18 protein-coding genes and 1 pseudogene are annotated in these 19,567 nt (G+C 60.5%); 11 read left to right on the top strand and 8 right to left on the bottom strand.

The genetic code is table 11. The features are described from left to right. The coding region (locus C9413_RS10300; RefSeq protein ID WP_170250427.1) for an MBL fold metallo-hydrolase at nucleotides 1–635 on the top strand (635 nt) is incomplete at its 5' end. 40 nt (nucleotides 636–675) lie between these two features. Here the strand turns inward: C9413_RS10300 and C9413_RS10295 are convergent. Further along, nucleotides 676–1,179, bottom strand: coding sequence for a pyridoxamine 5'-phosphate oxidase family protein (locus C9413_RS10295; protein WP_039846026.1), 504 nt, complete (start codon nucleotides 1,177–1,179; stop codon nucleotides 676–678). A 175-nt stretch (nucleotides 1,180–1,354) separates the two neighbouring features. On the opposite strand from C9413_RS10295, the gene C9413_RS10290 reads away from it, so the two are divergent. Beyond that, nucleotides 1,355–2,101, top strand: a complete 747-nt coding sequence (locus C9413_RS10290; RefSeq protein WP_039846027.1) for a YebC/PmpR family DNA-binding transcriptional regulator — start codon at nucleotides 1,355–1,357, stop codon at nucleotides 2,099–2,101. A 231-nt stretch (nucleotides 2,102–2,332) separates the two neighbouring features. On the opposite strand, the gene C9413_RS10285 is transcribed toward C9413_RS10290, so the two are convergent. After that, nucleotides 2,333–3,334, bottom strand: a complete 1,002-nt coding sequence (locus C9413_RS10285; RefSeq protein WP_039846028.1) for an LLM class flavin-dependent oxidoreductase — start codon at nucleotides 3,332–3,334, stop codon at nucleotides 2,333–2,335. A gap of 127 nt (nucleotides 3,335–3,461) precedes the next feature. Continuing rightward, nucleotides 3,462–5,780: a methyl-accepting chemotaxis protein gene (locus C9413_RS10280; protein ID WP_039846029.1), complete on the bottom strand. Its 2,319-nt coding sequence runs from the start codon at nucleotides 5,778–5,780 to the stop codon at nucleotides 3,462–3,464. A 234-nt stretch (nucleotides 5,781–6,014) separates the two neighbouring features. Between C9413_RS10280 and ruvC the strand changes: the two genes are divergently transcribed. From ruvC to C9413_RS10240, 8 genes and pseudogenes are all read left to right on the top strand, one after another. After that, entirely contained in the window at nucleotides 6,015–6,527 is a 513-nt protein-coding gene (gene ruvC, locus C9413_RS10275; RefSeq protein WP_039846030.1) for a crossover junction endodeoxyribonuclease RuvC, read from the top strand. A 57-nt stretch (nucleotides 6,528–6,584) separates the two neighbouring features. Further along, a complete protein-coding gene (locus C9413_RS10270) occupies nucleotides 6,585–6,848 on the top strand; it encodes an AbrB/MazE/SpoVT family DNA-binding domain-containing protein (protein WP_039846031.1) in 264 nt (87 codons plus the stop codon). Further along, the gene (locus C9413_RS10265; RefSeq protein ID WP_039846032.1) at nucleotides 6,826–7,245 is read left to right on the top strand and encodes a type II toxin-antitoxin system VapC family toxin; all 420 of its coding nucleotides are present in this window, start codon (nucleotides 6,826–6,828) and stop codon (nucleotides 7,243–7,245) included. The genes C9413_RS10270 and C9413_RS10265 overlap by 23 nt, the downstream gene beginning before the upstream one ends. Before the next feature lie 11 nt (nucleotides 7,246–7,256). After that, nucleotides 7,257–7,871 carry a Holliday junction branch migration protein RuvA gene (ruvA, locus tag C9413_RS10260; RefSeq protein ID WP_039846033.1) on the top strand — a complete coding sequence of 205 codons (615 nt, stop codon included), beginning with the start codon at nucleotides 7,257–7,259 and terminating at the stop codon, nucleotides 7,869–7,871. Between the two features lie 76 nt (nucleotides 7,872–7,947). Further along, a complete protein-coding gene (gene ruvB / locus C9413_RS10255; protein ID WP_022715772.1) occupies nucleotides 7,948–8,988 on the top strand; it encodes a Holliday junction branch migration DNA helicase RuvB in 1,041 nt (346 codons plus the stop codon). Continuing rightward, nucleotides 8,989–9,891, top strand: coding sequence for a metallophosphoesterase (locus tag C9413_RS10250; protein WP_039846034.1), 903 nt, complete (start codon nucleotides 8,989–8,991; stop codon nucleotides 9,889–9,891). A gap of 18 nt (nucleotides 9,892–9,909) precedes the next feature. Beyond that, a pseudogene (locus tag C9413_RS33205) lies at nucleotides 9,910–10,272 on the top strand (DNA mismatch repair protein MutT); the annotation flags it as partial. A gap of 54 nt (nucleotides 10,273–10,326) precedes the next feature. After that, on the top strand, nucleotides 10,327–10,890 hold the full coding sequence (locus C9413_RS10240) for a DinB family protein (RefSeq protein WP_039846035.1): 564 nt from the start codon (nucleotides 10,327–10,329) through the stop codon (nucleotides 10,888–10,890). Here C9413_RS10240 and C9413_RS10235 read toward each other — a convergent pair. The 5 genes from C9413_RS10235 to C9413_RS10215 all read right to left on the bottom strand — a co-directional run bounded on the left by C9413_RS10235 (nucleotide 10,887) and on the right by C9413_RS10215 (nucleotide 19,021). Further along, nucleotides 10,887–12,266, bottom strand: coding sequence for an AcvB/VirJ family lysyl-phosphatidylglycerol hydrolase (locus C9413_RS10235; protein ID WP_039846036.1), 1,380 nt, complete (start codon nucleotides 12,264–12,266; stop codon nucleotides 10,887–10,889). The two genes, C9413_RS10240 and C9413_RS10235, sit on opposite strands and share 4 nt — an antisense overlap. Beyond that, nucleotides 12,263–14,866: a bifunctional lysylphosphatidylglycerol flippase/synthetase MprF gene (gene mprF / locus C9413_RS10230; RefSeq protein ID WP_170250428.1), complete on the bottom strand. Its 2,604-nt coding sequence runs from the start codon at nucleotides 14,864–14,866 to the stop codon at nucleotides 12,263–12,265. The genes C9413_RS10235 and mprF overlap by 4 nt, the downstream gene beginning before the upstream one ends. A gap of 251 nt (nucleotides 14,867–15,117) precedes the next feature. Then, on the bottom strand, nucleotides 15,118–17,226 hold the full coding sequence (locus tag C9413_RS10225; protein WP_039846037.1) for a mechanosensitive ion channel family protein: 2,109 nt from the start codon (nucleotides 17,224–17,226) through the stop codon (nucleotides 15,118–15,120). 161 nt (nucleotides 17,227–17,387) lie between these two features. Then, on the bottom strand, nucleotides 17,388–18,407 hold the full coding sequence (gnd, locus tag C9413_RS10220) for a phosphogluconate dehydrogenase (NAD(+)-dependent, decarboxylating) (protein ID WP_039846038.1): 1,020 nt from the start codon (nucleotides 18,405–18,407) through the stop codon (nucleotides 17,388–17,390). Between the two features lie 119 nt (nucleotides 18,408–18,526). Then, nucleotides 18,527–19,021 (bottom strand): SRPBCC domain-containing protein, encoded by a 495-nt coding sequence (locus tag C9413_RS10215; protein ID WP_039846039.1) that lies wholly within the window; start codon nucleotides 19,019–19,021, stop codon nucleotides 18,527–18,529. Nucleotides 19,022–19,077: 56 nt separating this feature from the next. On the opposite strand from C9413_RS10215, the gene C9413_RS10210 reads away from it, so the two are divergent. Further along, a complete protein-coding gene (locus tag C9413_RS10210; RefSeq protein ID WP_039846040.1) occupies nucleotides 19,078–19,401 on the top strand; it encodes a helix-turn-helix domain-containing protein in 324 nt (107 codons plus the stop codon). Nucleotides 19,402–19,567 lie beyond the last annotated feature (166 nt).

Raw genomic sequence — 19,567 nt, 5'->3', positions numbered from 1 at the left:
TCCTAGGACATTCCACCTTCGAAATCGAAACGCCGGGCGGCATCGTCATCGCAACGGATTTCAACGGCTGGTACCGGCCGGTCGTGACACCCGACGTGGTGACGATGAACCGGGCGCACTCCACGCACTACACGCTGACCCCGGATCCGGCGATCAAGCACGTGCTGCACGGCTGGAGCGATGTGCCCGGAGAAAAGGCCGACATCGACCTGATGGTCGGCGACACCTATATCCGCAACGTCACGACGGATATCCGCGGCGGCTACGGCGCTGCGCAGCAGGATGGAAATTCGATCTTCATCTTCGAGAGCGCCGGTCTCTGCATCGGCCATCTCGGCCATCTGCACTATGAGCTGACCGATGCCCACTACACCGAGATCGGCCGCCTGGACATCGTCATGGTGCCGGTCGATGGCGGCCTGACCATGGGCGCCGACAGCATGAGCCGCATCATCAAGCGGCTGCGCTCGTCGCTGATACTGCCGATGCACCGCCGCGGTCCGCCGGTCCAGCGCTTCGTGTCGATGTTCGGCAAGGATTTCGATATCAGCTACGCGCCCGACGACACGATCACCGTTTCCATGCGCTCCCTCCCCAAGAAGCCGCTCATTTATGTGATGAAGGGTGCTCAATAGAGAAGACCCGAAAGCCTGAGACCTCCGAGTCCTGCCCATATCAGGCAAATTGCAGATGCCGCTTGATGCCCACTTCCGGCATCTTGTCATCGCTGAGATTGGCCTTCGCGATCTCCCAGCCGAACTTCAGCTTGCTGCCGGTCGATACCCAGATTTCGGCGTCGTCGACATGCATGACAAGCATCGTCAGGTTCGGATCTTTCTTGCCCTCCTCGTACCAGGCAGCAACCACCGAATTCCAATATTGCTCGATCCTCGAAGGGTCCGGCCGAACCTCGATCTTGCCTGCCAGGCACGCGTGGTAGTCGTGATCCTTGCCGACGACGCAGAAATGCGCCCGCGTTCCCGGTTTGACGGCGCGGACGATGTCGGCATCCGACTTGGTATAGAACCAGATGGTATTGGTCTTCGGATCGGCATGCGGAGCCATCGGCTGCATGTGCATGTCGGCACCATCGATGCCGAGCATACCTGCGGAAACATCGTTCACCTGATCCCAAAGCTGCCGTGCCGGATGATCGCGCGCTTCACTAAAGCTTGCCATGGCCTTCCCCTTCCGTTCAGGCTTTTCAAGCCTTCAAACGTCACGTCTGCCGCTTTGTTCCGTAGCTTTTCGCCTTCCTCGGGACACAGAGACAAGCTGCTTTCCCCTTGAATGCAGCCCGCTTCGCTCTTATAAGGCCGTCCATTCCGAACAATGAGACGTGAACAGGGGTGCCATGGCTGGCCATTCACAGTTTAAAAACATCATGCATCGCAAAGGCCGTCAGGATGCCGTGCGGTCGAAAATGTTCTCCAAGCTTGCGCGCGAAATCACCGTTGCTGCCAAGGCCGGCCTGCCCGACCCGACGATGAACGCGCGCCTGCGCCTGGCAATCCAGAACGCCAAGGCCCAGTCCATGCCGAGGGACAACATCGACCGCGCCATCAAGAAGGCCGCAGGCGCCGATAGCGAGAATTACGACGAAGTCCGCTACGAGGGTTACGGTCCGGGAGGCACGGCGATCATCGTCGAAGCGCTGACCGACAACCGCAACCGCACCGCATCCAACGTCCGCTCGATCTTCACGAAGGCCGGCGGCGCGCTCGGCGAAACCGGCTCGGTTTCCTTCTCCTTCGATCACGTCGGTGAGATCACCTACAAGCCATCCGCCGGCGATGCCGACACGGTCATGGAAGCCGCAATCGAAGCCGGCGCCGATGACGTCGAGACCGACGAGGAGGGCCACACCATCACCTGTGCCTTCGAATCCCTTGGCGAGGTCGCCAAGGCCCTGGAAGGCGCGCTTGGCGAAGCTGAAACCGTCAAGGCCGTCTGGCGCTCCCAGAACAACGTGCCGGTGGACGAGGAAAGGGCCCAGTCCCTGATGAAGCTTATCGATAGCCTGGAAGACGATGACGACGTGCAGAACGTCTATTCGAACTTCGAGGTTTCCGAGGAAGTGCTCGCCAAGCTTTCCGCCTGAGCATACGAACGAACAACAAACGAACCCGGCTGCGGAAACGCTACCGGGTCTTTTTGTTTTCAGGAGTGATTTTGAGCTCAGAGCGACGCAGACTACATGCAACCTGCCGCTACCTCGTGCGCTCCCTCACTCCTGTGCTTGTCAGCCCAGCGCGCCCAAGTCCTTGGTCGCGGAAGACTCATTCACTGCAATGAGGAAGGAAGCCGGGGAGCGCTTCGCAGCTCCAGGACCTTAAGCCGCAACACGCATGAAATTCCCCAGTTCCGCAAACAGCTCGACCGACTTCAGCCGCGCCTCGATGTCGTGGATCGGCATCGAGATGATGAGTTCGTCCGCCCCGGTCTCCTTCAGGAATTCGGTGAGCTTCGCCTCTGACGTCTTCGGCGAGCCGACGACCGCATAGCGAAGCGTGTGCTCGACGTTCAGTTTCTCCATCGGTGACCAGAAGCCCTCCATGTCCTCGACTGGCCGCGGGAACGGGCCACGGACGTTACGGCGCAGATTGACGAACTGCTGCTGGGCAGAGGTGAAATGATATTGCGCCTCCTCGTCGCTCGGCGCGACGGAACCCATGACGCCGGCCATGACGTAGGGCTGGTCGAGCGAGGCCGAGGGTTGGAACTTGCTGCGGTAGATATCGATCGCATCGAGCAGCAAATCGGGCGCGAAATGCGAGGCGAAGGCATAGGGCAGCCCGAGCATCGCCGCGAGCTGGGCGCTATAAAGACTGGAGCCGAGAAGCCAGATCGGCACATGCGAATTGTGGCCCGGAACGGCAAGGATCGCCTGGTTTTCGACGGGCGCGCCCAATAGCTGCTGCAGCTCGACGATATCGTTCGGGAAGCTGTGGGCGCCTGTCTCCAGATTGCGGCGGAGCGCCTGTGCCGTGCGCATATCCGTACCCGGCGCGCGGCCGAGCCCGAGGTCGACCCGGCCCGGGAAAAGCGCCGCCAATGTACCGAACTGCTCGGCGATCACCAGCGGCGAGTGATTTGGCAGCATGATTCCGCCCGAGCCGATGCGGATCCGTGTCGTTGCGGCACCGACATGGCCGATGACCACCGCAGTCGCAGCACTTGCAACCCCCGGCATGCCGTGATGTTCCGCCAGCCAGAAGCGCTTGTAGCCGCACTCTTCCGCCTTCTGCGCCATGCGCGCCGAGCCTTCGAAGGATTGCTGGATCGTCGTGCCTTCGGCAACGGGCGAAAGATCGAGAATGGAAAAGGGAACCATAGGAAAAACCTGCCGGTGATTGGAAGGACAGGTCTATGTAGGTTCTGGAACCGCTCATTCCAAATCCCGCGGACGAAGAAAAGGGCCGGTTTCCCGACCCCCGATCTCTTCGCTTCGTTTGCTCGGCTTATCGGCGTTGCCTCAGAACATGAACCTCGGCGCTGTGATGGTAATGGTCGTGAGGCAGCGTGAAATTGCCGAGCTGACGATCCATCTCCACAGCCTCGGCCGCAAGGCGGTGGATCGCGGCTGTCGTTTCCTCGACCATGGCGGCATTCTGCTGCGTCATCGAATCGAGCTCGGAAACGGACGTGTTGATCTGGCGTAGCGTATCCGCCTCTTCGCGGGTCGATTCCATGATCTCGTTGATTTGGCCGTTGATCGCTTCCACATGGCTGCCTATGCCGGTCAGAGCCACCCCTGCCCGCTCGACAAGCGCCACGCCGGTCTCGACTTCGTGGGTCGACTTCTGCAGCAGGCTCGCAATTTCCTTGGCTGCGCTGGATGAGCGCTGCGCCAACTCGCGCACTTCCATTGCCACAACCGCAAACCCCTTGCCGGATTCCCCGGCGCGGGCGGCTTCGACGCCGGCATTAAGCGCCAGCAGGTTGGTCTGGAAGGCGATGTCGTCGATGACGGAGATGATCGTATTGATCTGCCGCGAGGAGGACTGGATTGCTTCCATCGCTGCGATTGTCTCGCGCATGATCTGGCTGGAACCGGTGGTCTCCTTCGTCGCGTCGCGGGCAATGCGCTCGGCCTGTTCGGCGCGTTGGATCTGAACGCGAACGGACTGGGTGATCGCGTCGATCGCATTGGCCGTTTCGGTGATCGAAGCAGCCTGGCGCTCGGTACGTCCGGCAAGGTCGTCGGCTCCGGTCCGCATCTCTTCCGAGCCCGACCGTACAGCCATGGAGTTGCCGCCGATCGCCGTCATCGTTTCGCTGAGCGTGGCGAGCGCTTCGTTGAAGTTGACGCGCAGGCTTTCAAGTTCGTTGGGGAAGCGCGTTTCGATCTGATAGGCAAGATCGCCTTTCGCCAGATGGTCCAGACCCTCGTCCAGTGCCTGGACGACATCCTGCAAGGTTCTCGCTTCCGCTTCGCGCAGAGCAAGGTTTTCCTGGCGGTCGCGTTCGGCGCGAGCGCGTGTTTCGGCGTTTGCCGCTTCCAACTCGCGGCTTTCGATCAGTGATTGCCTGAAGCGGGCGAGCGCCTTGGCCATCGTGCCGATTTCGTCCTGGCGGGTCTGGCTGCCGATCTCGACATCCAGCTTGCCGTCGGCCACATCGCGGGTATTTCCAGCGAGGCGGGCAAGCGGCGAGAAGAGCAGCTTGGTGATGAGGCCGGTGGCGATCGCCATGACGACAAGCGCTGCAAGGCCGATCATCGTCAGCAGCGTCGCGATCTCGATCGAACCAGCATTGAGCTCGCTGACGAGCACGCTTTCGACGACGAGGAACCGTTCGGCCTGATAGGTGATAGAGCGGACGTAGGCCCGGGCGGTGCCGTCGGGGCGCGCAAAGTCGTCCACCGTCATGCCGTTGGTGCTTGCAAGCGCATCCTTCATGAAGGTGAACGGCGCTGTGTCGAGCGTCGCAAGCCGGGCTTCGGCATTGAGCCCCACGGCAGAACCATCACTGGAAATGATGGCCGCCTGAGCCGTGCTGCCGGATACGATCCCCTTTGCCAGGATGCTGGTGACAATATCGTCGCGAACCTTGAAGAGGATGATGCCCTTCGGCTGTCCGAGCTTGATGATCGGCACTGCATAGAAGATCGCCGACTTGCCGTTGGAGGCATCAACGCGCAGGCCCGAAAATGCGGTCGGCGCGGAATCGTCTGTCGCCTTGGCCGTGTTCTCGATCGCCTTTGCAAACGCAATACCCGCACCTGTCGCCTTCCATGCATCAGCCTTCAGGTTTTCGGCAAAATTGTCGTCCTTCCTGTAGGAATAGAGAACCGAGCCATCGAGATCGGCGATCAGCAGGTCGCTGAAAGCGGTGTTCTCCAGGTCGCGTGCAACTTCGCCCTGCGTCTTTTCGTGGCTGGAGTAGTAGAAGCCGCTCGGTCCTTCCGGTTTCATCAGCTTTTCACGCTGATCGGCCGGGTTCGGATTGTTGGTGATGAACACCTTCTTGAGTTCGCCGCGAGCGTCGCCCGACGATTTTTCGATCGTCTTCCAGCCGCTCTTCAGGCTTGTGATCGACATCTGCAGCGCCTCGATGCGCGCAATGGAACTCGCCTGGTTTTCGAGCTGTCCCAGTTGATCCTGCAGCATGTCGCCGCGAAAGATGAGAACGCTTTCCTTGGCCTTCAGCGCCTGCGCATCTGAAATGCGGCTGCTGGTGAAGTAGCCGAGAACACTGATCGTGCTCACGGCCAGTGCCGTGAGCAGGATAAATGTCGCGATAACCTTAAAGGACAGGGACTGAAATCTCTGAGCCATGACAACGAACCCTTCCGGAGCGGCTTGCCGGCAGCGCAAACCTGCCACCTTGACCGAAAACAGAACACGGGGAGCCTTAACCTTTTGCAAAAAGGCAGCTCCTCTCACATTTGAATGGTAGCTTTGAGGTATTGGATTTAATTCGTGGTAAACGGCGCCTTATAAAGGGACGTAATGTTTTTGTTTTGTTCACATATCGATGGCAGTTATTTTGCAACCGCAATAAGGTGAGCCATGCAAAATACGATTCGCATCATCGGCATCGACCCGGGCCTTCGCCGCACCGGCTGGGGAATTATCGACACACTCGGCAATTCGCTGCGCTTCGTCGCCTCCGGTACGGTGACCTCGGACGGCGAGATGGACCTCGCCTCCCGCCTTTGCCAGCTGCATGATGGGCTTGCCGAAATCGTGCATGGCTACAAGCCGGATGAGGCAGCGGTCGAGCAGACCTTCGTCAACAAGGATGCGGTTGCGACGCTGAAGCTCGGTCAGGCTCGCGGCATCGCGATGCTCGTGCCGGCACGCGCCGGGCTCCAGGTATCGGAGTATGCACCCAACGCCGTCAAGAAAGCCGTCATCGGCGTTGGCCACGGCGAGAAGCAGCAAATTCACTTGATGCTGAAAATCCTGATGCCGAAAGTCGAATTCAAGGGCAACGACGCCGCTGACGCGCTGGCCATCGCCATCTGCCACGCCCACAACCGCGGCAGCAGCCGGATGCGCCAGGCAGCACTGGCCAGCTGACACGCGTTCTTGACTTGTTCTCTTTTTGCAGTTAGGTAATACGAACGAGGTATTACCATGCGTGTCACCGAAAAGGGCCAAGTGACGATCCCGAAGGGGATTCGCGACCGACTAGGGATCGGTCCCGGATCGGAAGTGGATTTCATCGCCTCCGGAGCGGGCGCCGTACTCGTCAAGATCGAGAAGAGCGGATCTGATCCGATTCGCAATTTCGATGATTGGGCGCGCCGCGTCCAAGGAACGGTTGATCTCGGCGGAATGACAACGGATGAGTATATCGAATGGTTGAGGGGCCCGCGTGACGATCTCGACCCTCGTTGACACTAATATCTTTATCGACATCCTGGGGCCTGATACCGCCGAACGGCAATGGTCGCTGAAGTCCCTGAAGCAATGCGTTATTGACGGTGATCTGGTAACGAACGTCGTTATCTGGTCGGAACTCGCCGCCTCGCCTCTGTCAGAGGAGCAGTTGACGTCTGCTTTGTCCTGGCTCGATGTCAAGCGTGAAGCCGTACCTTTCGAGGCGGCCTTTCGGGCCGGCAAAGCACACCGCCTATATCGGCGAGCCGGCGGTCAGCGCGAAAGGATACTTCCCGATTTTTTGGTCGGGGCTCATGCCGATTGGCGCCGGCATCGGCTGCTGACGCGTGACGCTGTCCGCTACCGTTCCTATTTCCCATCGCTCGATCTCATCACCCCTCAAACCCATCCCTGACGGACCTCTTCATGATCGGCAAGCTCAAAGGCACCATCGACGAAATCGGCGAAGACCATGTGCTCGTCGACGTGCACGGCGTTTGCTACGCCGCCTATTGCTCCGGCCGTACGCTATCGAGACTCGGCTCGCCGGGAGAAGCGTGCGTGCTCTTCATCGAGACCTATGTGCGCGAAGACCAGCTGAAGCTCTTCGGCTTCATGACCGCGCTTGAGCGCGAGTGGTTCAACCTGCTGCAAAGCGTACAGGGTGTCGGCGCCAAGGTCGCGCTCGCCATTCTCTCCATCCTGACGCCAGGCGAACTGGCCAATGCGATCGCGCTGCAGGACAAAACGGCCGTTTCCCGCGCACAGGGGGTCGGCCCGAAGGTTGCCGTTCGCATCGTCACCGAATTGAAGAACAAAGCGCCCGCATTTGCCGGCGAGGCGATCAATATCGGCCTCAAGCAGGAACTCGGTGAAGGTGTAGCTTCGGCCCCGGTCTCCGATGCCGTCTCGGCGCTGACGAATCTCGGCTATTCACGTGATCAGGCCGCCAACGCCGTCGCTGCGGCCATGAAGACGGCAGGCGAAGGTGCTGACAGTGCCAAGCTGATCAGGTTGGGTCTGAAGGAGCTCGCGCGTTAAATCCGCCGCGATTTGATGCAAAAGCGGACTGCGTCATGTATGGGTTGAATCCCTGTCAAACTGGAAGATTGCCAAGATGAGTGAACCCGCGCGCCTGATATCGCCGGAAAAGCGGGGCGAAGACCTGGATGTGACGCTACGCCCTCAGTCACTGGACGAATTCACCGGCCAGGCGGAGGCGCGTGCGAACCTGAAGGTCTTCATCGAGGCCGCCAAGAACCGCGGCGAGGCGCTGGACCATGTCCTCTTCGTGGGGCCGCCAGGCCTTGGCAAGACGACGCTCGCGCAGATCATGGCCAAGGAGCTCGGCGTCAACTTCCGCTCCACCTCGGGTCCGGTGATCGCCAAGGCTGGCGACCTTGCCGCGCTGCTGACGAATCTCGAAGAGCGCGACGTCCTCTTCATCGATGAAATCCACCGCCTCAATCCGGCCGTCGAGGAAATCCTCTATCCGGCGATGGAAGACTTCCAGCTGGACCTCATTATCGGCGAAGGCCCGGCCGCCCGATCGGTGAAGATCGATCTTTCGAAATTCACCCTCGTCGCCGCGACCACGCGTCTAGGCCTCTTGACCACGCCGCTCCGCGACCGCTTCGGCATTCCGGTGCGGCTGAGTTTCTATACGGTGGAAGAACTGGAACTGATCGTGCGCCGCGGCGCCCGTCTCATGAACCTGCCGATCGTCGACGACGGCGCGCGCGAAATTGCACGGCGCGCGCGCGGCACGCCGCGCATCGCCGGCCGCCTGCTTCGCCGCGTGCGCGATTTCGCCGAAGTCGCCAAGGCCGAGGCCGTTACCCGCGAGATAGCCGACGAAGCGCTCACCCGGCTGCTTGTCGACAGTGTCGGCCTCGACCAGCTCGACAAGCGCTATCTCAACATGATCGCCGTCAATTTCGGCGGCGGCCCCGTCGGCATCGAGACGATCGCTGCCGGCCTTTCCGAACCGCGCGACGCGATCGAGGACATTATCGAGCCCTACATGATCCAGCAGGGCTTCATCCAGCGCACGCCGCGTGGCCGCGTGCTGACGGCAACCGCGTGGAAGCATCTCGGACTGCAGCCACCGAAGGACCTGGAAGCCGCGCAGTTCCGGCTGTTTCAGGAAGACGATTGAGTGATCACGCGGCGCGGATTTCTGAAGATTCTCGGCGGCAGTGTCGCGGGCGTCGTGGCGCTCGGTGGTTATGCCTTCGCCTATGAGCCTCTCGCGCGGCTGAACATCACCCGTTATGCACTAACGCCGCCAGGGTGGACGCCGGGCTTGAAACTCAGGGTCGTCGCGCTTGCCGATTTGCATGCCTGTGAACCGTGGATGTCCGCCAGCCGTATTGCCGCGATCTGCGCCATGGCGAACGAACTCAGCGGAGACGTGACGGTCATGCTCGGCGATTATGCCTCCGGCATGAACATGGTGACCCGTTACATGCATTCGAGCGAGTGGTCGGAGGCACTCGCCACCTTGCGCGCTCCGCTCGGCGTTCACGCGATCTTGGGCAATCACGACTGGTGGGAAGACAAGGTCGCTCAGGAGAACGACGGCACGCAACCGTTCGGACATCGCGCCTTGTCCGATGTCGGAATTCCGGTTTACAGCAACCGTGCCGTCCGGCTCGAAAAAGATGGCTATGGCTTTTGGCTGGCGGGCTTGGAAGACCAATTGGCGCTTTTGCCCGGCAAGAGCTGGGGCCGCACGCACATGCTCGGCCTGGACGATCTGGACGGCACGCTGGCTCAGGTTTCCGACGATGCGCCGATCATCCTGCTTGCCCATGAGCCTGATCTCTTTCCACGGGTGCCGCAGCGAGTATCGCTGACGCTTTCGGGCCATACACACGGCGGGCAGATCCGTCTTTTTGGCCGCTCGCCGGTTGTTCCGTCCCGTTTCGGCAATCGTTACGCTTATGGTCACGTCGTCGAGGAGGGACGAAACATTATTATCTCCGGCGGCCTTGGCTGTTCGATTGCGCCAATCCGCTTCGGCGTCCCGCCGGAGATTGTCGTGATCGATCTTGGATAGACAAGGGAGTGTCCGAGCAAACCCTCGTTCGAGACGCTGAAGCGCGACGTGATCGAGGAACTCGGCGTCGGGTGAAAATTCAGCGGCTTCTCTGGAGGTCGAGAACTTCTTTGACTGCGATAAACGCGCCTGGCATGAGCTCGGTGACGTGATGGATATCCCGCCCGAGTTTCCGTTCAAGTCCGGCGAGATCACCCGCCGGATCGAGGATGGCGGCAATTATCTCGAGTTCAAATGGGCGCCTGCGACACCCCTGTCCGCGGCTGAATATTCTCCCTATTTCTTCGCTGGAGAAATCGAGACGTTGCCAGCCTCGCCGCGCCATCTTGCTGGCGCGATGGGAATCCAGCGGGCAACGATCGGGCCGACCGCAAACATTGACGCCACTGGATCGGCGCCTTAGCTACGCCTCATTCGCAATGAGGAGGATGCGCCATGCGGAGTCTCGATCCGTGCCGGGTTTTCCGCAAGCTTTCCTATAACAACGCGCTTGCGAACCATCGCCTATTGGCTGCCTGCGCGTCCCTGCGTCCGGGGGAGTTCGAGGCGAAGCGCGTGAGCTTCTTTCCATCGATCAAGTCGACGCTCAACCACATCATCACCGTGGACTGGTTCTATGTCGACGCGCTCGAGGGCGGCACGCTTGGTCCGAAAGCCTGGGAGGTCGAAGAGCCCTTCGATACGGTCGCCTCGCTTGCTGTCGAGCAGCGCAAGGTCGATCAGCGCCTCGTGGCGTTTTGCGAAGCCCTGAGCCCGGAAGGTCTTGCAGCGGTGATCGATCTTCAGCGCGAAGGCCGCCTCCAGAAAGAGCGGGCGGACGACGTGCTGAACCACCTCTTCCAGCATCAGACGCATCATCGCGGCCAGGTGCATGCGATGCTCGCTGGAACCTGCGTAGAGCCGCCGCAGCTCGACGAGTTTATCGTCGATGACGACGCGAAGTTCCGCAGTGTTGAGGTCGCCGCCCTCGGCTGGAGCGAAGAGACGCTGATGCGTTAATCGGCAAGCTGCGCCTTCAGCCGGTCGACGATCGTCTTCGTCAGCAGATCGTAGTTCTCGTCGAAATGGTGATCGCCCGGCAACTCGACGACGTCGGCGGCGCTATTCTTCAACGCAGGGCAGGCAACCTCGTCGTCGTCGTCCTTGCCGTAGATGCATTGCACAAGCTTGGGGTCGATGACTTTCAGATCATCGACCGGATCGCCGGCAGCACCCTGCGTCTTCTGGCCGAGCCAGCCCATGACGGAAATCACATAGTCCACCTCGTGGGAGAGCGAGAGCAGCGACACCTGGGCGATCGCCGCTTTGTCCGCGGCTTTGAGCCTGTTGTAGGTGGCGGGCACGATATCGGCACCGAAAGAGTAACCGATCAGAAGAACGTGCTTCACCTTCCATTGCTTGCGATAGAATTCGATAATCTTCGCCAGGTCGTCGGCCGTCTCCTGGGGCTGGCGCTCTGACCAGAAATAGTGAAGTGAGTCGACACCGATGACGGGAATGCCCTCTTTCTGCAGCGCCGCACCGACTTCCTTGTCGATATCGCGCCAGCCGCCGTCGCCGGAATAGATGATGGCCATGGTGTTCATGGACGGCTTTGCCTCGAGCACGGCAAGCGGCAATCCGAGCGGATTGTCCGCGCCTCCAGAAGCGGCGATCAGGTCGTCCAGTGTGTCAGAAAGCGCCGTTTCGGCATCATCCCCGACATCGCGGATCTCAATTTCCGGATGATCCTTCTTCAGCGCCTCGGCATGCGCACGCCCGTCTTTCGTTGCAGCGGAGGAGAAGGCAGCAGTGATGGGGTTCGGAAGGCTGCCTTCGGCGAGGCCGTAGATCATCCGGTCACCCACCGGCTTTTTGGATGCCGGCGTGCAGAGCTGTTGGGTCAGCGGAATGCCGGCAACCGGATCCACGACCAGCGTTTGGCCGATCGTCGCATCGGGCGTCTGCGCAGCAATCGCCAGCGCCAATGCGCCGCCCTCGCTGATACCGGCGATGATCGGCAGATGATAGGCGCTGTTGCCGGCAGCCCGCTGCACCTGCTGGCTGAGCGACTCGATGTCGGAAACCAGATAGATGCAGCCATCATTCTCGCGGACGTCATATTTGCGCAGGGCGTCCATATAGGTCGGGAAGTCGACACCGATTACGACGGCTCCCTCCTGCACGAGACTGTCGGCCTCCGCCTTTTCCTTGTCGCCCCAGCCAGTGCCATCCGAAATCAGCATCACCGCGCCTTTGACATCGCCGTCCGGCAAAAAGATGTGCGGCGAAGGAATAAGTCCGGTTTCAAAGCGTTGCGTGGTTTCCTCGGCAGCGACGGCCGGGGCCGTCAGCGCGAAAGCGCACACGGCAGAGAGGAGATATCTTCTGATCATTTCCTGACGACTCCCTTCAATCCGCCGCCGATGAGAAGTGTAGCGTCCATCAACGCGATCATCGGATTGCCCCCTCCTGGAACCGCAAGATAGCGCGGCTGCCAGTGCGGATGAAACTTTGATTTGAATGCCCGAAGGCCTTTGAAATTGTAAAAGCGCTCGCCGTGTTCGAAGACGGTGCTGCCGATCCGGTCCCAGACAGGTGCCGTCTCGCGGTTGGACATGCCGGAAAGCGGCGCCATGCCAAGGTTGAAGTGCGTATAGCCTTCGCCTCGCAGATATTCCATGATCCGCACGAAGAGGAAGTCCATCGATCCCTTCGGCGCCTCCGGCGAAAAGCGCATGAGGTCAATCGTACCTTCCGACTTCGTTTCGGTGACGAGGATATTGGCAAACGCAACGATCCTCCCGTCCTTCTTCAAAACGCCGACAGGCTGGACGCTGACGTAATCCGCCTCGAAGGCGCCGAGCGAGAAGCCTTTCTCCTTGGCGTTGTGATGTTCGAGCCAGGCGTTGGAAACCGCAGAGAGCTCATCGAGGACACCCGCGACCTCCTCGGGGGGGATGACTTCGAATTCCAGCCCGTCGCGCTGCGCGCGCGCCGCCGTCTGCCGCAGGTTTGCCCATTTGCCGCCCTTCATTTCGAAATCCGTCAGATCGGCAACGGCCAGTTCGCCGAGCTGGAACGCACGCAGGCCCGCATCGGCGCAGTGGGACAGAAGTGCTGGAGAAATCTGATAGAACACTGCCCGGCAACCGGCAGCGCGCGCCGCCTCGACGAAGCGCCACACGAGTTCCGGCCTCGCTTGCTTTGCCCCGATGGGATCAAAGAGTGCGATCCAGGAGCGCCCCTGCCGGCCATACATGATGAAGGCATCGCCCTCCTCGGAAAACATGATGCTCTTGTCGCCCATGCGCACGAGATTGGCATCGGCATCATTCTGCGTCCTGACGATCTCGACCGCGCGCCGGAGCGCATCCTCCGTCGCAGGCTCCGGCTTGAAAGCGGCGGGGCGCAGCAGGCTGAAGATCGCGATGGCCGACGAAATGATCGGGAGGCCGAGAACGGCACGCAGCCCGCGCGGCGCCTCGCCGGCGAATTCGAACTGCCACCAGAGCTCATTGCTGTATTCCACATCGCGGTAGACGAAGAGCAGGATGACGACCGCGCCCACGCAGATCACTGCAATCGCCGTCATCCATGATGCCGTCAGCGTCTGGTTAAGCAATGAGGCGTGACGGGTGAAGAGCCGGCGGCTGACAAACAGGCTGGAGATAAGGAAGGCAAGGAACACCGCTTCGACAAGCGCGACGGCCTTGAGCAACGAAAGCGCTAGCGCAGCAACAGCGGCGATAACCGCCACCAGCCAGGCACCGTCGAGCCGCTGGCCAAGACCGCGCGCGGCAACGAGTAGCGCGAGACCCATCAGACTGGAAAGAAAATGTGCTCCTTCAACGATCGGCAGCGGCAGATAGCTGGCGAGGAATTCCAGGTTCTGGTCGGGCGTTGGCGTGACGCTCGAAAAGATCAGCATGACGCCGAGCAGCAGCGCCAGCGCCGAAAGCAGCTGCGGCGTCAGTCGTGCGCCGATGCGCCGGATGCTGGAAGCCGCCGGATGATCGACAAAGCGCCGAAATTCGGTTGCCGACACCGCGAGCACGGCGATCAGAAGCGGCAGCACATGATAGATCAGACGGTAAAGGACCAGCGAGCCGAGAACCGCGTCGATATTCACCGCGCTGCCGAGCGAAGCGATGATGACCGTCTCGAAAACACCGAGACCCGCCGGAACATGGCTCAACACCCCGAGCCCGACAGCGATCGCATAGACGGCAAGGAACACCGGCCAAGCGATCGCCGTTTGCGGCAGCAGAACATAAAGAACCGTGGCTGAAGCCGCGATGTCGAAGGCGGTCACCAGGAACTGGCGCGACCATGTGCGCGAATCCGGCAAGCGGATTGCGATCGGGCCGATGTGCATCGCCCGACCGTCGCGTCCAAGTACGACAAGCGCGCCAAGAGCCGCGATGATCACGCCCGCGACCAGCCGGAGCAGCAATGCGCTCGTTCCCACCAGAGGTGCGATTTCATCGGCGATGATCATCAGCGCGATCGATGCGACCCCTGCCAGGCCAAGCCCGAAGGACAGCGTGACGAACGCAATGACGCGGCCGATATCTTCCGGCGTCAGGCCGAGACGCGAATAGGCGCGATAGCGGATCGCCCCGCCGCTCAACGCGCCGAAGCCCGCCGTGTTGCCGACCGCATAAGCGCTGAAAGCCGTCAGGGCTACATGCGGAAATGGCAGCCTCTTGCCGATGTAATCGATGGCATTGAGATCGTAAACGATGAGCGCCAGGAAGCTCAATCCGGTAAAGAGAAGCGCAAGCAGGATGGCGCTGGGGCGCGTATTGGAGAGCGCTGCGACGACATCCTCGTAGCGCACCTCATCCGTAAGCTGGACGACGGCATATCCGACGATGCAGAAAACAAGAAGCGTGGCGAGCGCCACCAGATGGGGCCGATAGCGCCGCAGGAACCCGCGCGCACCCCGGCTGTCTGCGACTTCGATCTCTTCCAAGCTGCCGTCACTCGCCATCTCTACCTGCCGCTTTGCCGTCTGGCGGATCATCCCGGTAGACGAAGCATACGCGGCATTCAAGCTCTGCGAGCTTCTACCGGACGATACCCCACCGCCGTCATTTGCGTCTCACTCGGCTTGAATTGGGGCAGAATTAGCGCCGTCAAACGCAATGAAACATTGCATTTTCGTAAGGTTTGACAATCGAAGAACAAGATCAGCCAAGACCTGCGTTCGTGCGGCACTGTCCGACACAAGCCTCGGAATTTTCAGCTCGCGACCTCGCTCGCCGTATCCGGCTTTTGTGTCACAAGGCGCGCCGCCGCCGCACGCGCCTCGGCCTCGCGCCCGTCGCCGGCGACCTGTACGGTCGGCACCGCGAATTCAATGCCGTTCTCCTTGAAGGCATTGCGGATCATCGCCAGTGCGTTGCGGCGGATGACGAATTGCTCGCCCGGCTTGGTCATCATCGACAGCCGGAGCTCAATAGCGAATTCGCCGAATTGCTCAACGCCCTTCATCTTCAGCGTCTCGATGATATGCGGCCCGAATTCGGGATTCTCGAGCAATTGCTGTCCGATCTGCTTGATTACCTTCTTCGCTTTCACGAGGTCAGTATCGTAGGTCACGTTGAGACTGATCTTGTCGATCGTCCAGTCGCGATTGAGGTTCTTGACCGCGCCGAGTTCGCCGAAGGGCACGGTCGTCAGTGGTCCGCGGTGATGGCGCAGTTTCACCGAGCGCAGGCTGAAGGCCTCGACCACGCCCTTGTGGCTGCCGCTCTCGATATACTCGCCGACGCGAAAGGCATCGTCCCACAGATAGAACATCCCACTGATGACATCCTTGACGATCGCTTGCGCTCCAAAACCCACCGCAACACCGACGACGCCGGCTCCGGCGATCAAGGGCGCGATCTGTATGCTGAGACCGGCGAGCACCATCAAGACGGCGATAACGGCGATAACGACAGCAAGGATGTTACGAAAAATCGGCAGCAGCGTCTGCAACCGCGCGCGCCTCGCCTTTTCCTCATCCGTGGCGCCATCGGCAAGCGGGGAATCGGCAAGCTTGCTGTTGATAAAAGCCTTCACGAGATGCCAGAGCAGATCGGCTGCAAGCAGAATGACGACACCGCCGATGACGCCGCGAGCGATGCGATCCACCATCGTCTCCCCGGCGGCCATCGTATCGGCTCCGACGCCAATCATGCGGCCCAACCAGACAGCTGCCAACGCGATGATGACCGCCCTGACGCCGCGGTCAAGCAACACTGCTGCCATGCTGCGCTTTGCAAGGAAACCCGCTTCAGCCTGATGCAGCGCACGGACAGAAATCGTGGCGATGGCGAGGACTTTCGGCAATATCAGCGCGTAGATGCAGAGCCAAAGCAACCAGGCGAAGCCGGTGACCCACAGCACCCAAAGCAACACGAAATAAAGCGTCAACGCCCAGGATGTCGTAGGACTTCGGCGTGCACCATCTGCCGGTCGCGACCAAACAGCCTCGGTGGCAATCAGAAACAATCCGATACCAAGAACATAGGCAACGAAATAGCGCGATGCACTGGAAAAGCCGAGCGGCGCCAAAACCTGGATGACGGCCCATCCGAAGGCGAAATAGATGACGAAAACTGCCGAGCGCCGGAACCAGAAAAGCGCTTCGGCGCGAGAGACCTCGCGTTCGCCATCGGCCCTTGGAAGCGTCACCAAAGCAACCAGCAGCCGTCCAAGCGAAATAACAAAGCGTGCGGCCACCAGCGCAATCGTCACGGCGATCGCCATCGACTGACTGATCGGGGGCCAGTTCAACAAAAGAAGCGCTATGAGAGTTGCGATCATGAAGACGATAGCAGGGACGAGGCGATAGAACAGATTGACCCCTGCCTGATAAAGCCCCGCCGGTTCCTCGGCATCCACGCGCCGAATGCGCGGGCGCGACGCAAACGCACGGAAAAGCAATTCAGCCAGAGGACCTGCAAGAAAAAGAGCCAGCGCCTGAACCAGAATCCGGCCGACGCCTACGGGCTCCACCTCCCGGTCGACAATATCGGATGCGCTTGAGACCTCGTCCGGCAGGGCCATTGGGGCTTGCGACACCATCTCGACATGACGGCGTACGTGCCCGAGTAAATCCGAAAGCACGGACATCTGCTCTTCAGGCGCGGTGGCGGCTGGAGCAGATGGGGCTTCATTCGTCTTCGCCGACATCCATTTCTGGACTTCGGGGGCCCGCATCAGTTCCATTATCTGGCGCACTTTGTCCGGCGGCGGCCCGCCCGCATCCGCGGCAGGTGCTGGTGTTTGCCCACGCGTCGCGCCGGAAAGGGCCGTCAAAATCACCAAAGAGAGAAGAAGCGCCCAAAGACCGCGCCCCATGAACCTTGAACCCGACATGATGCCGCCCCTCCGGTGTGATTCCGCATCAACCATATCGCGTGCACGGCCATAGTCAAGGGCCCGTGAAAAGCCCGCAACCGGCGAACTTTATGGGGTCAGTCCACCGAGGATGCAGGCTTGTAACGCTTGGGGCTTGGACCTTAGGCTTTCGGCTTTTCCACATGGCCGCCGAAGCCGGCGCGCATGGCGGAAAGCACCTTATTGGCGAATTCGTCATTATCGCGCGAGGAAAAACGGCCATAGAGCGCAGCGCTCAGCACCGGCGTCGGCACGCTTTCGTCGATAGCTGCCATGATCGTCCAGCGGCCTTCGCCGGAGTCCGAAACGCGGCCAGCAAATTTCGTCAGCGCCGGATCGTCATGCAGCGCGTCCGAGGTCAAATCAAGCAGCCACGAGGTGATGACGCTGCCGCGCCGCCATACTTCGGCGACATCCTGCAGGTTGAAATCGTAGCGGTAGTGTTCCGGGTGGGAGAGAGGCGCGGTTTCGGCGTCCGATTCTTGCGCCGCCGCACCGATATTCGCCCGCTTAAGGATGTTCAGCCCCTCTGCATAAGCGGCCATCAGGCCGTATTCGATGCCGTTGTGAACCATCTTGACGAAATGGCCCGCGCCGTGAGCACCGCAATGCAAATAGCCCTGCTCCGCCGTGCTGTTCGGGTCAGGCTCGCGGTTTGCCGACGGCGGCGTCGTGCCGGCGCCAGGGGCAAGCGAGGCGAAGATCGGCGAAAGGCTCTGCACGATGCCCTTTTCGCCGCCGATCATCAGGCAATAGCCGCGCTCTAGACCGAAGACGCCGCCGCTGGTACCCACATCCACATAGTGGATGCCCTTGGTGATCAGCTCGGCGCCGCGGCGGATATCGTCGTGATAATAGGAATTGCCGCCATCGATGATGATATCGTCGTCGTGCAGCAGCGGCACGAGCTGGGCGATCACCTTGTCGGTGATGGCCGCCGGCAGCATCAGCCAGACCGCGCGCGGACGGGAAAGCTTCGAGACGAACTCCTCGAGAGAGGCGCTGCCGACTGCGCCTTTTGCGACGAGATCGGCGACGCTCTCCGGCTTCGTGTCATAGACGACGCATTCATGGCCGTCGCGCATCAAGCGCTGGACCATATAATTGCCCATACGGCCCAAACCCACCATGCCAAGCTGCATCTGAAATCTCCTGGAACGTAATCAATACAATAATTCCGGAAACTAGCACCCACAGTGCAGCAGGCAAGCGAAGTCTCTATCACATTAAGGCGAAGGCGCTCCCGTGATGGCTTGTATTGTCATTTGAGCGCCTCGTAGTCTGGAGCCTCCGCAGGCTCGCCGCGCATCTCGCTGAGGAACATGCCCTCCCGAAGATTGATGCCATGTTCGACGAAGGCCTTCATGCAGCAGAGCATGTTGGCCCAGCCCTCGCAGTTGAGATAGGTGCCGCGCCGGCCGGCCTCGTTTTCCTGCCAGCCATTCTCTGAGATCGTCACCATCGTTCCGCCGTCCTCCAGCGGATCGAATTTCATCTCGACCGTCGTTTTGTAGCGAACCTTGTTCTCGTCCGTGCCACCATCCCAGCGCAGCAAGATCAGGCGCTCTGGAACGAGATCGACCACTTCGACCGGCGAATCCTTCCACCAGGTTACCGTCGTACCCTTGACGAGCGGTGCGCTCGCCCCGCCGATGGTCGTGAAATAACTCGAGAGCTTCTTCGGATTGACCACCGCATCGAAAACTTCTGCGACCGGACGTCCGATCCGTCCGCCGACACGAATACTGAGGGACATTGCACTTCCTCCTCTTTTCGATTGTGATAAGCGCCATTATGTTATAAAAATATAACATGTCAAGCGAATCGGTCGACGACCCTGTTTTCAAGGCACTGGCCCACTTTCGGCGCCGTGAAATTCTCGACATTCTGAAAGACGGTCCGCGCACCACCGGCATGCTCTGCGAAACCTTCGCAGACATGGATCGCTGCACAGTCATGCAGCATCTGAAGGTTCTCGAAGAAGCCGACCTCGTTGTCCCGAAGAAGGAGGGCCGCGAGCGCTGGAACCACCTCAACAGCCTGCCGATCAAGCATATCTACGACCGCTGGATCAGTACTTATGCGGGGCATGCGCTATCGATACTCGACAGGCTGAAGAGCGACCTGGAGGGATAAATTCAGAACAAAACGGGCGCCGAAGCGCCCGTTTTGTTAAGGACCAGTTCAAGCCGCCTTGCGCAAAGCCGCAGCAAGCGGTGCAGAGCGGCGGGTGAACGGGCCCCGTGGGGGGGGAGAGGAAAAAGGCGGAACCACTAGGGTCGGGGAGGCTCCAGGGCGGGGG

The organism is Rhizobium sp. SEMIA 4085, assembly GCF_013004495.1.
GTDB classification, from domain to species: Bacteria; Pseudomonadota; Alphaproteobacteria; order Rhizobiales; family Rhizobiaceae; genus Rhizobium; species Rhizobium gallicum.
This window is presented reverse-complemented; position numbering and strand designations above follow the sequence as displayed.

What these genes read in the sequence shown, in the direction of transcription:
- gnd (WP_039846038.1), bottom strand. Translation starts at nt 18,407, where the DNA reads ATGCAGCTTGGCATGGTGGGTTTGGGCCGTATGGGCAATTATATGGTC.
- C9413_RS10235 (WP_039846036.1), bottom strand. Translation starts at nt 12,266, where the DNA reads ATGATCAGAAGATATCTCCTCTCTGCCGTGTGCGCTTTCGCGCTGACG.
- C9413_RS10285 (WP_039846028.1), bottom strand. Translation starts at nt 3,334, where the DNA reads ATGGTTCCCTTTTCCATTCTCGATCTTTCGCCCGTTGCCGAAGGCACG.
- C9413_RS10225 (WP_039846037.1), bottom strand. Translation starts at nt 17,226, where the DNA reads ATGGGGCGCGGTCTTTGGGCGCTTCTTCTCTCTTTGGTGATTTTGACG.
- mprF (WP_170250428.1), bottom strand. Translation starts at nt 14,866, where the DNA reads ATGGCGAGTGACGGCAGCTTGGAAGAGATCGAAGTCGCAGACAGCCGG.
- C9413_RS10240 (WP_039846035.1), top strand. Translation starts at nt 10,327, where the DNA reads ATGCGGAGTCTCGATCCGTGCCGGGTTTTCCGCAAGCTTTCCTATAAC.
- ruvC (WP_039846030.1), top strand. Translation starts at nt 6,015, where the DNA reads ATGCAAAATACGATTCGCATCATCGGCATCGACCCGGGCCTTCGCCGC.
- C9413_RS10215 (WP_039846039.1), bottom strand. Translation starts at nt 19,021, where the DNA reads ATGTCCCTCAGTATTCGTGTCGGCGGACGGATCGGACGTCCGGTCGCA.
- C9413_RS10290 (WP_039846027.1), top strand. Translation starts at nt 1,355, where the DNA reads ATGGCTGGCCATTCACAGTTTAAAAACATCATGCATCGCAAAGGCCGT.
- C9413_RS10270 (WP_039846031.1), top strand. Translation starts at nt 6,585, where the DNA reads ATGCGTGTCACCGAAAAGGGCCAAGTGACGATCCCGAAGGGGATTCGC.
- ruvA (WP_039846033.1), top strand. Translation starts at nt 7,257, where the DNA reads ATGATCGGCAAGCTCAAAGGCACCATCGACGAAATCGGCGAAGACCAT.
- C9413_RS10210 (WP_039846040.1), top strand. Translation starts at nt 19,078, where the DNA reads ATGTCAAGCGAATCGGTCGACGACCCTGTTTTCAAGGCACTGGCCCAC.
- C9413_RS10280 (WP_039846029.1), bottom strand. Translation starts at nt 5,780, where the DNA reads ATGGCTCAGAGATTTCAGTCCCTGTCCTTTAAGGTTATCGCGACATTT.
- ruvB (WP_022715772.1), top strand. Translation starts at nt 7,948, where the DNA reads ATGAGTGAACCCGCGCGCCTGATATCGCCGGAAAAGCGGGGCGAAGAC.
- C9413_RS10295 (WP_039846026.1), bottom strand. Translation starts at nt 1,179, where the DNA reads ATGGCAAGCTTTAGTGAAGCGCGCGATCATCCGGCACGGCAGCTTTGG.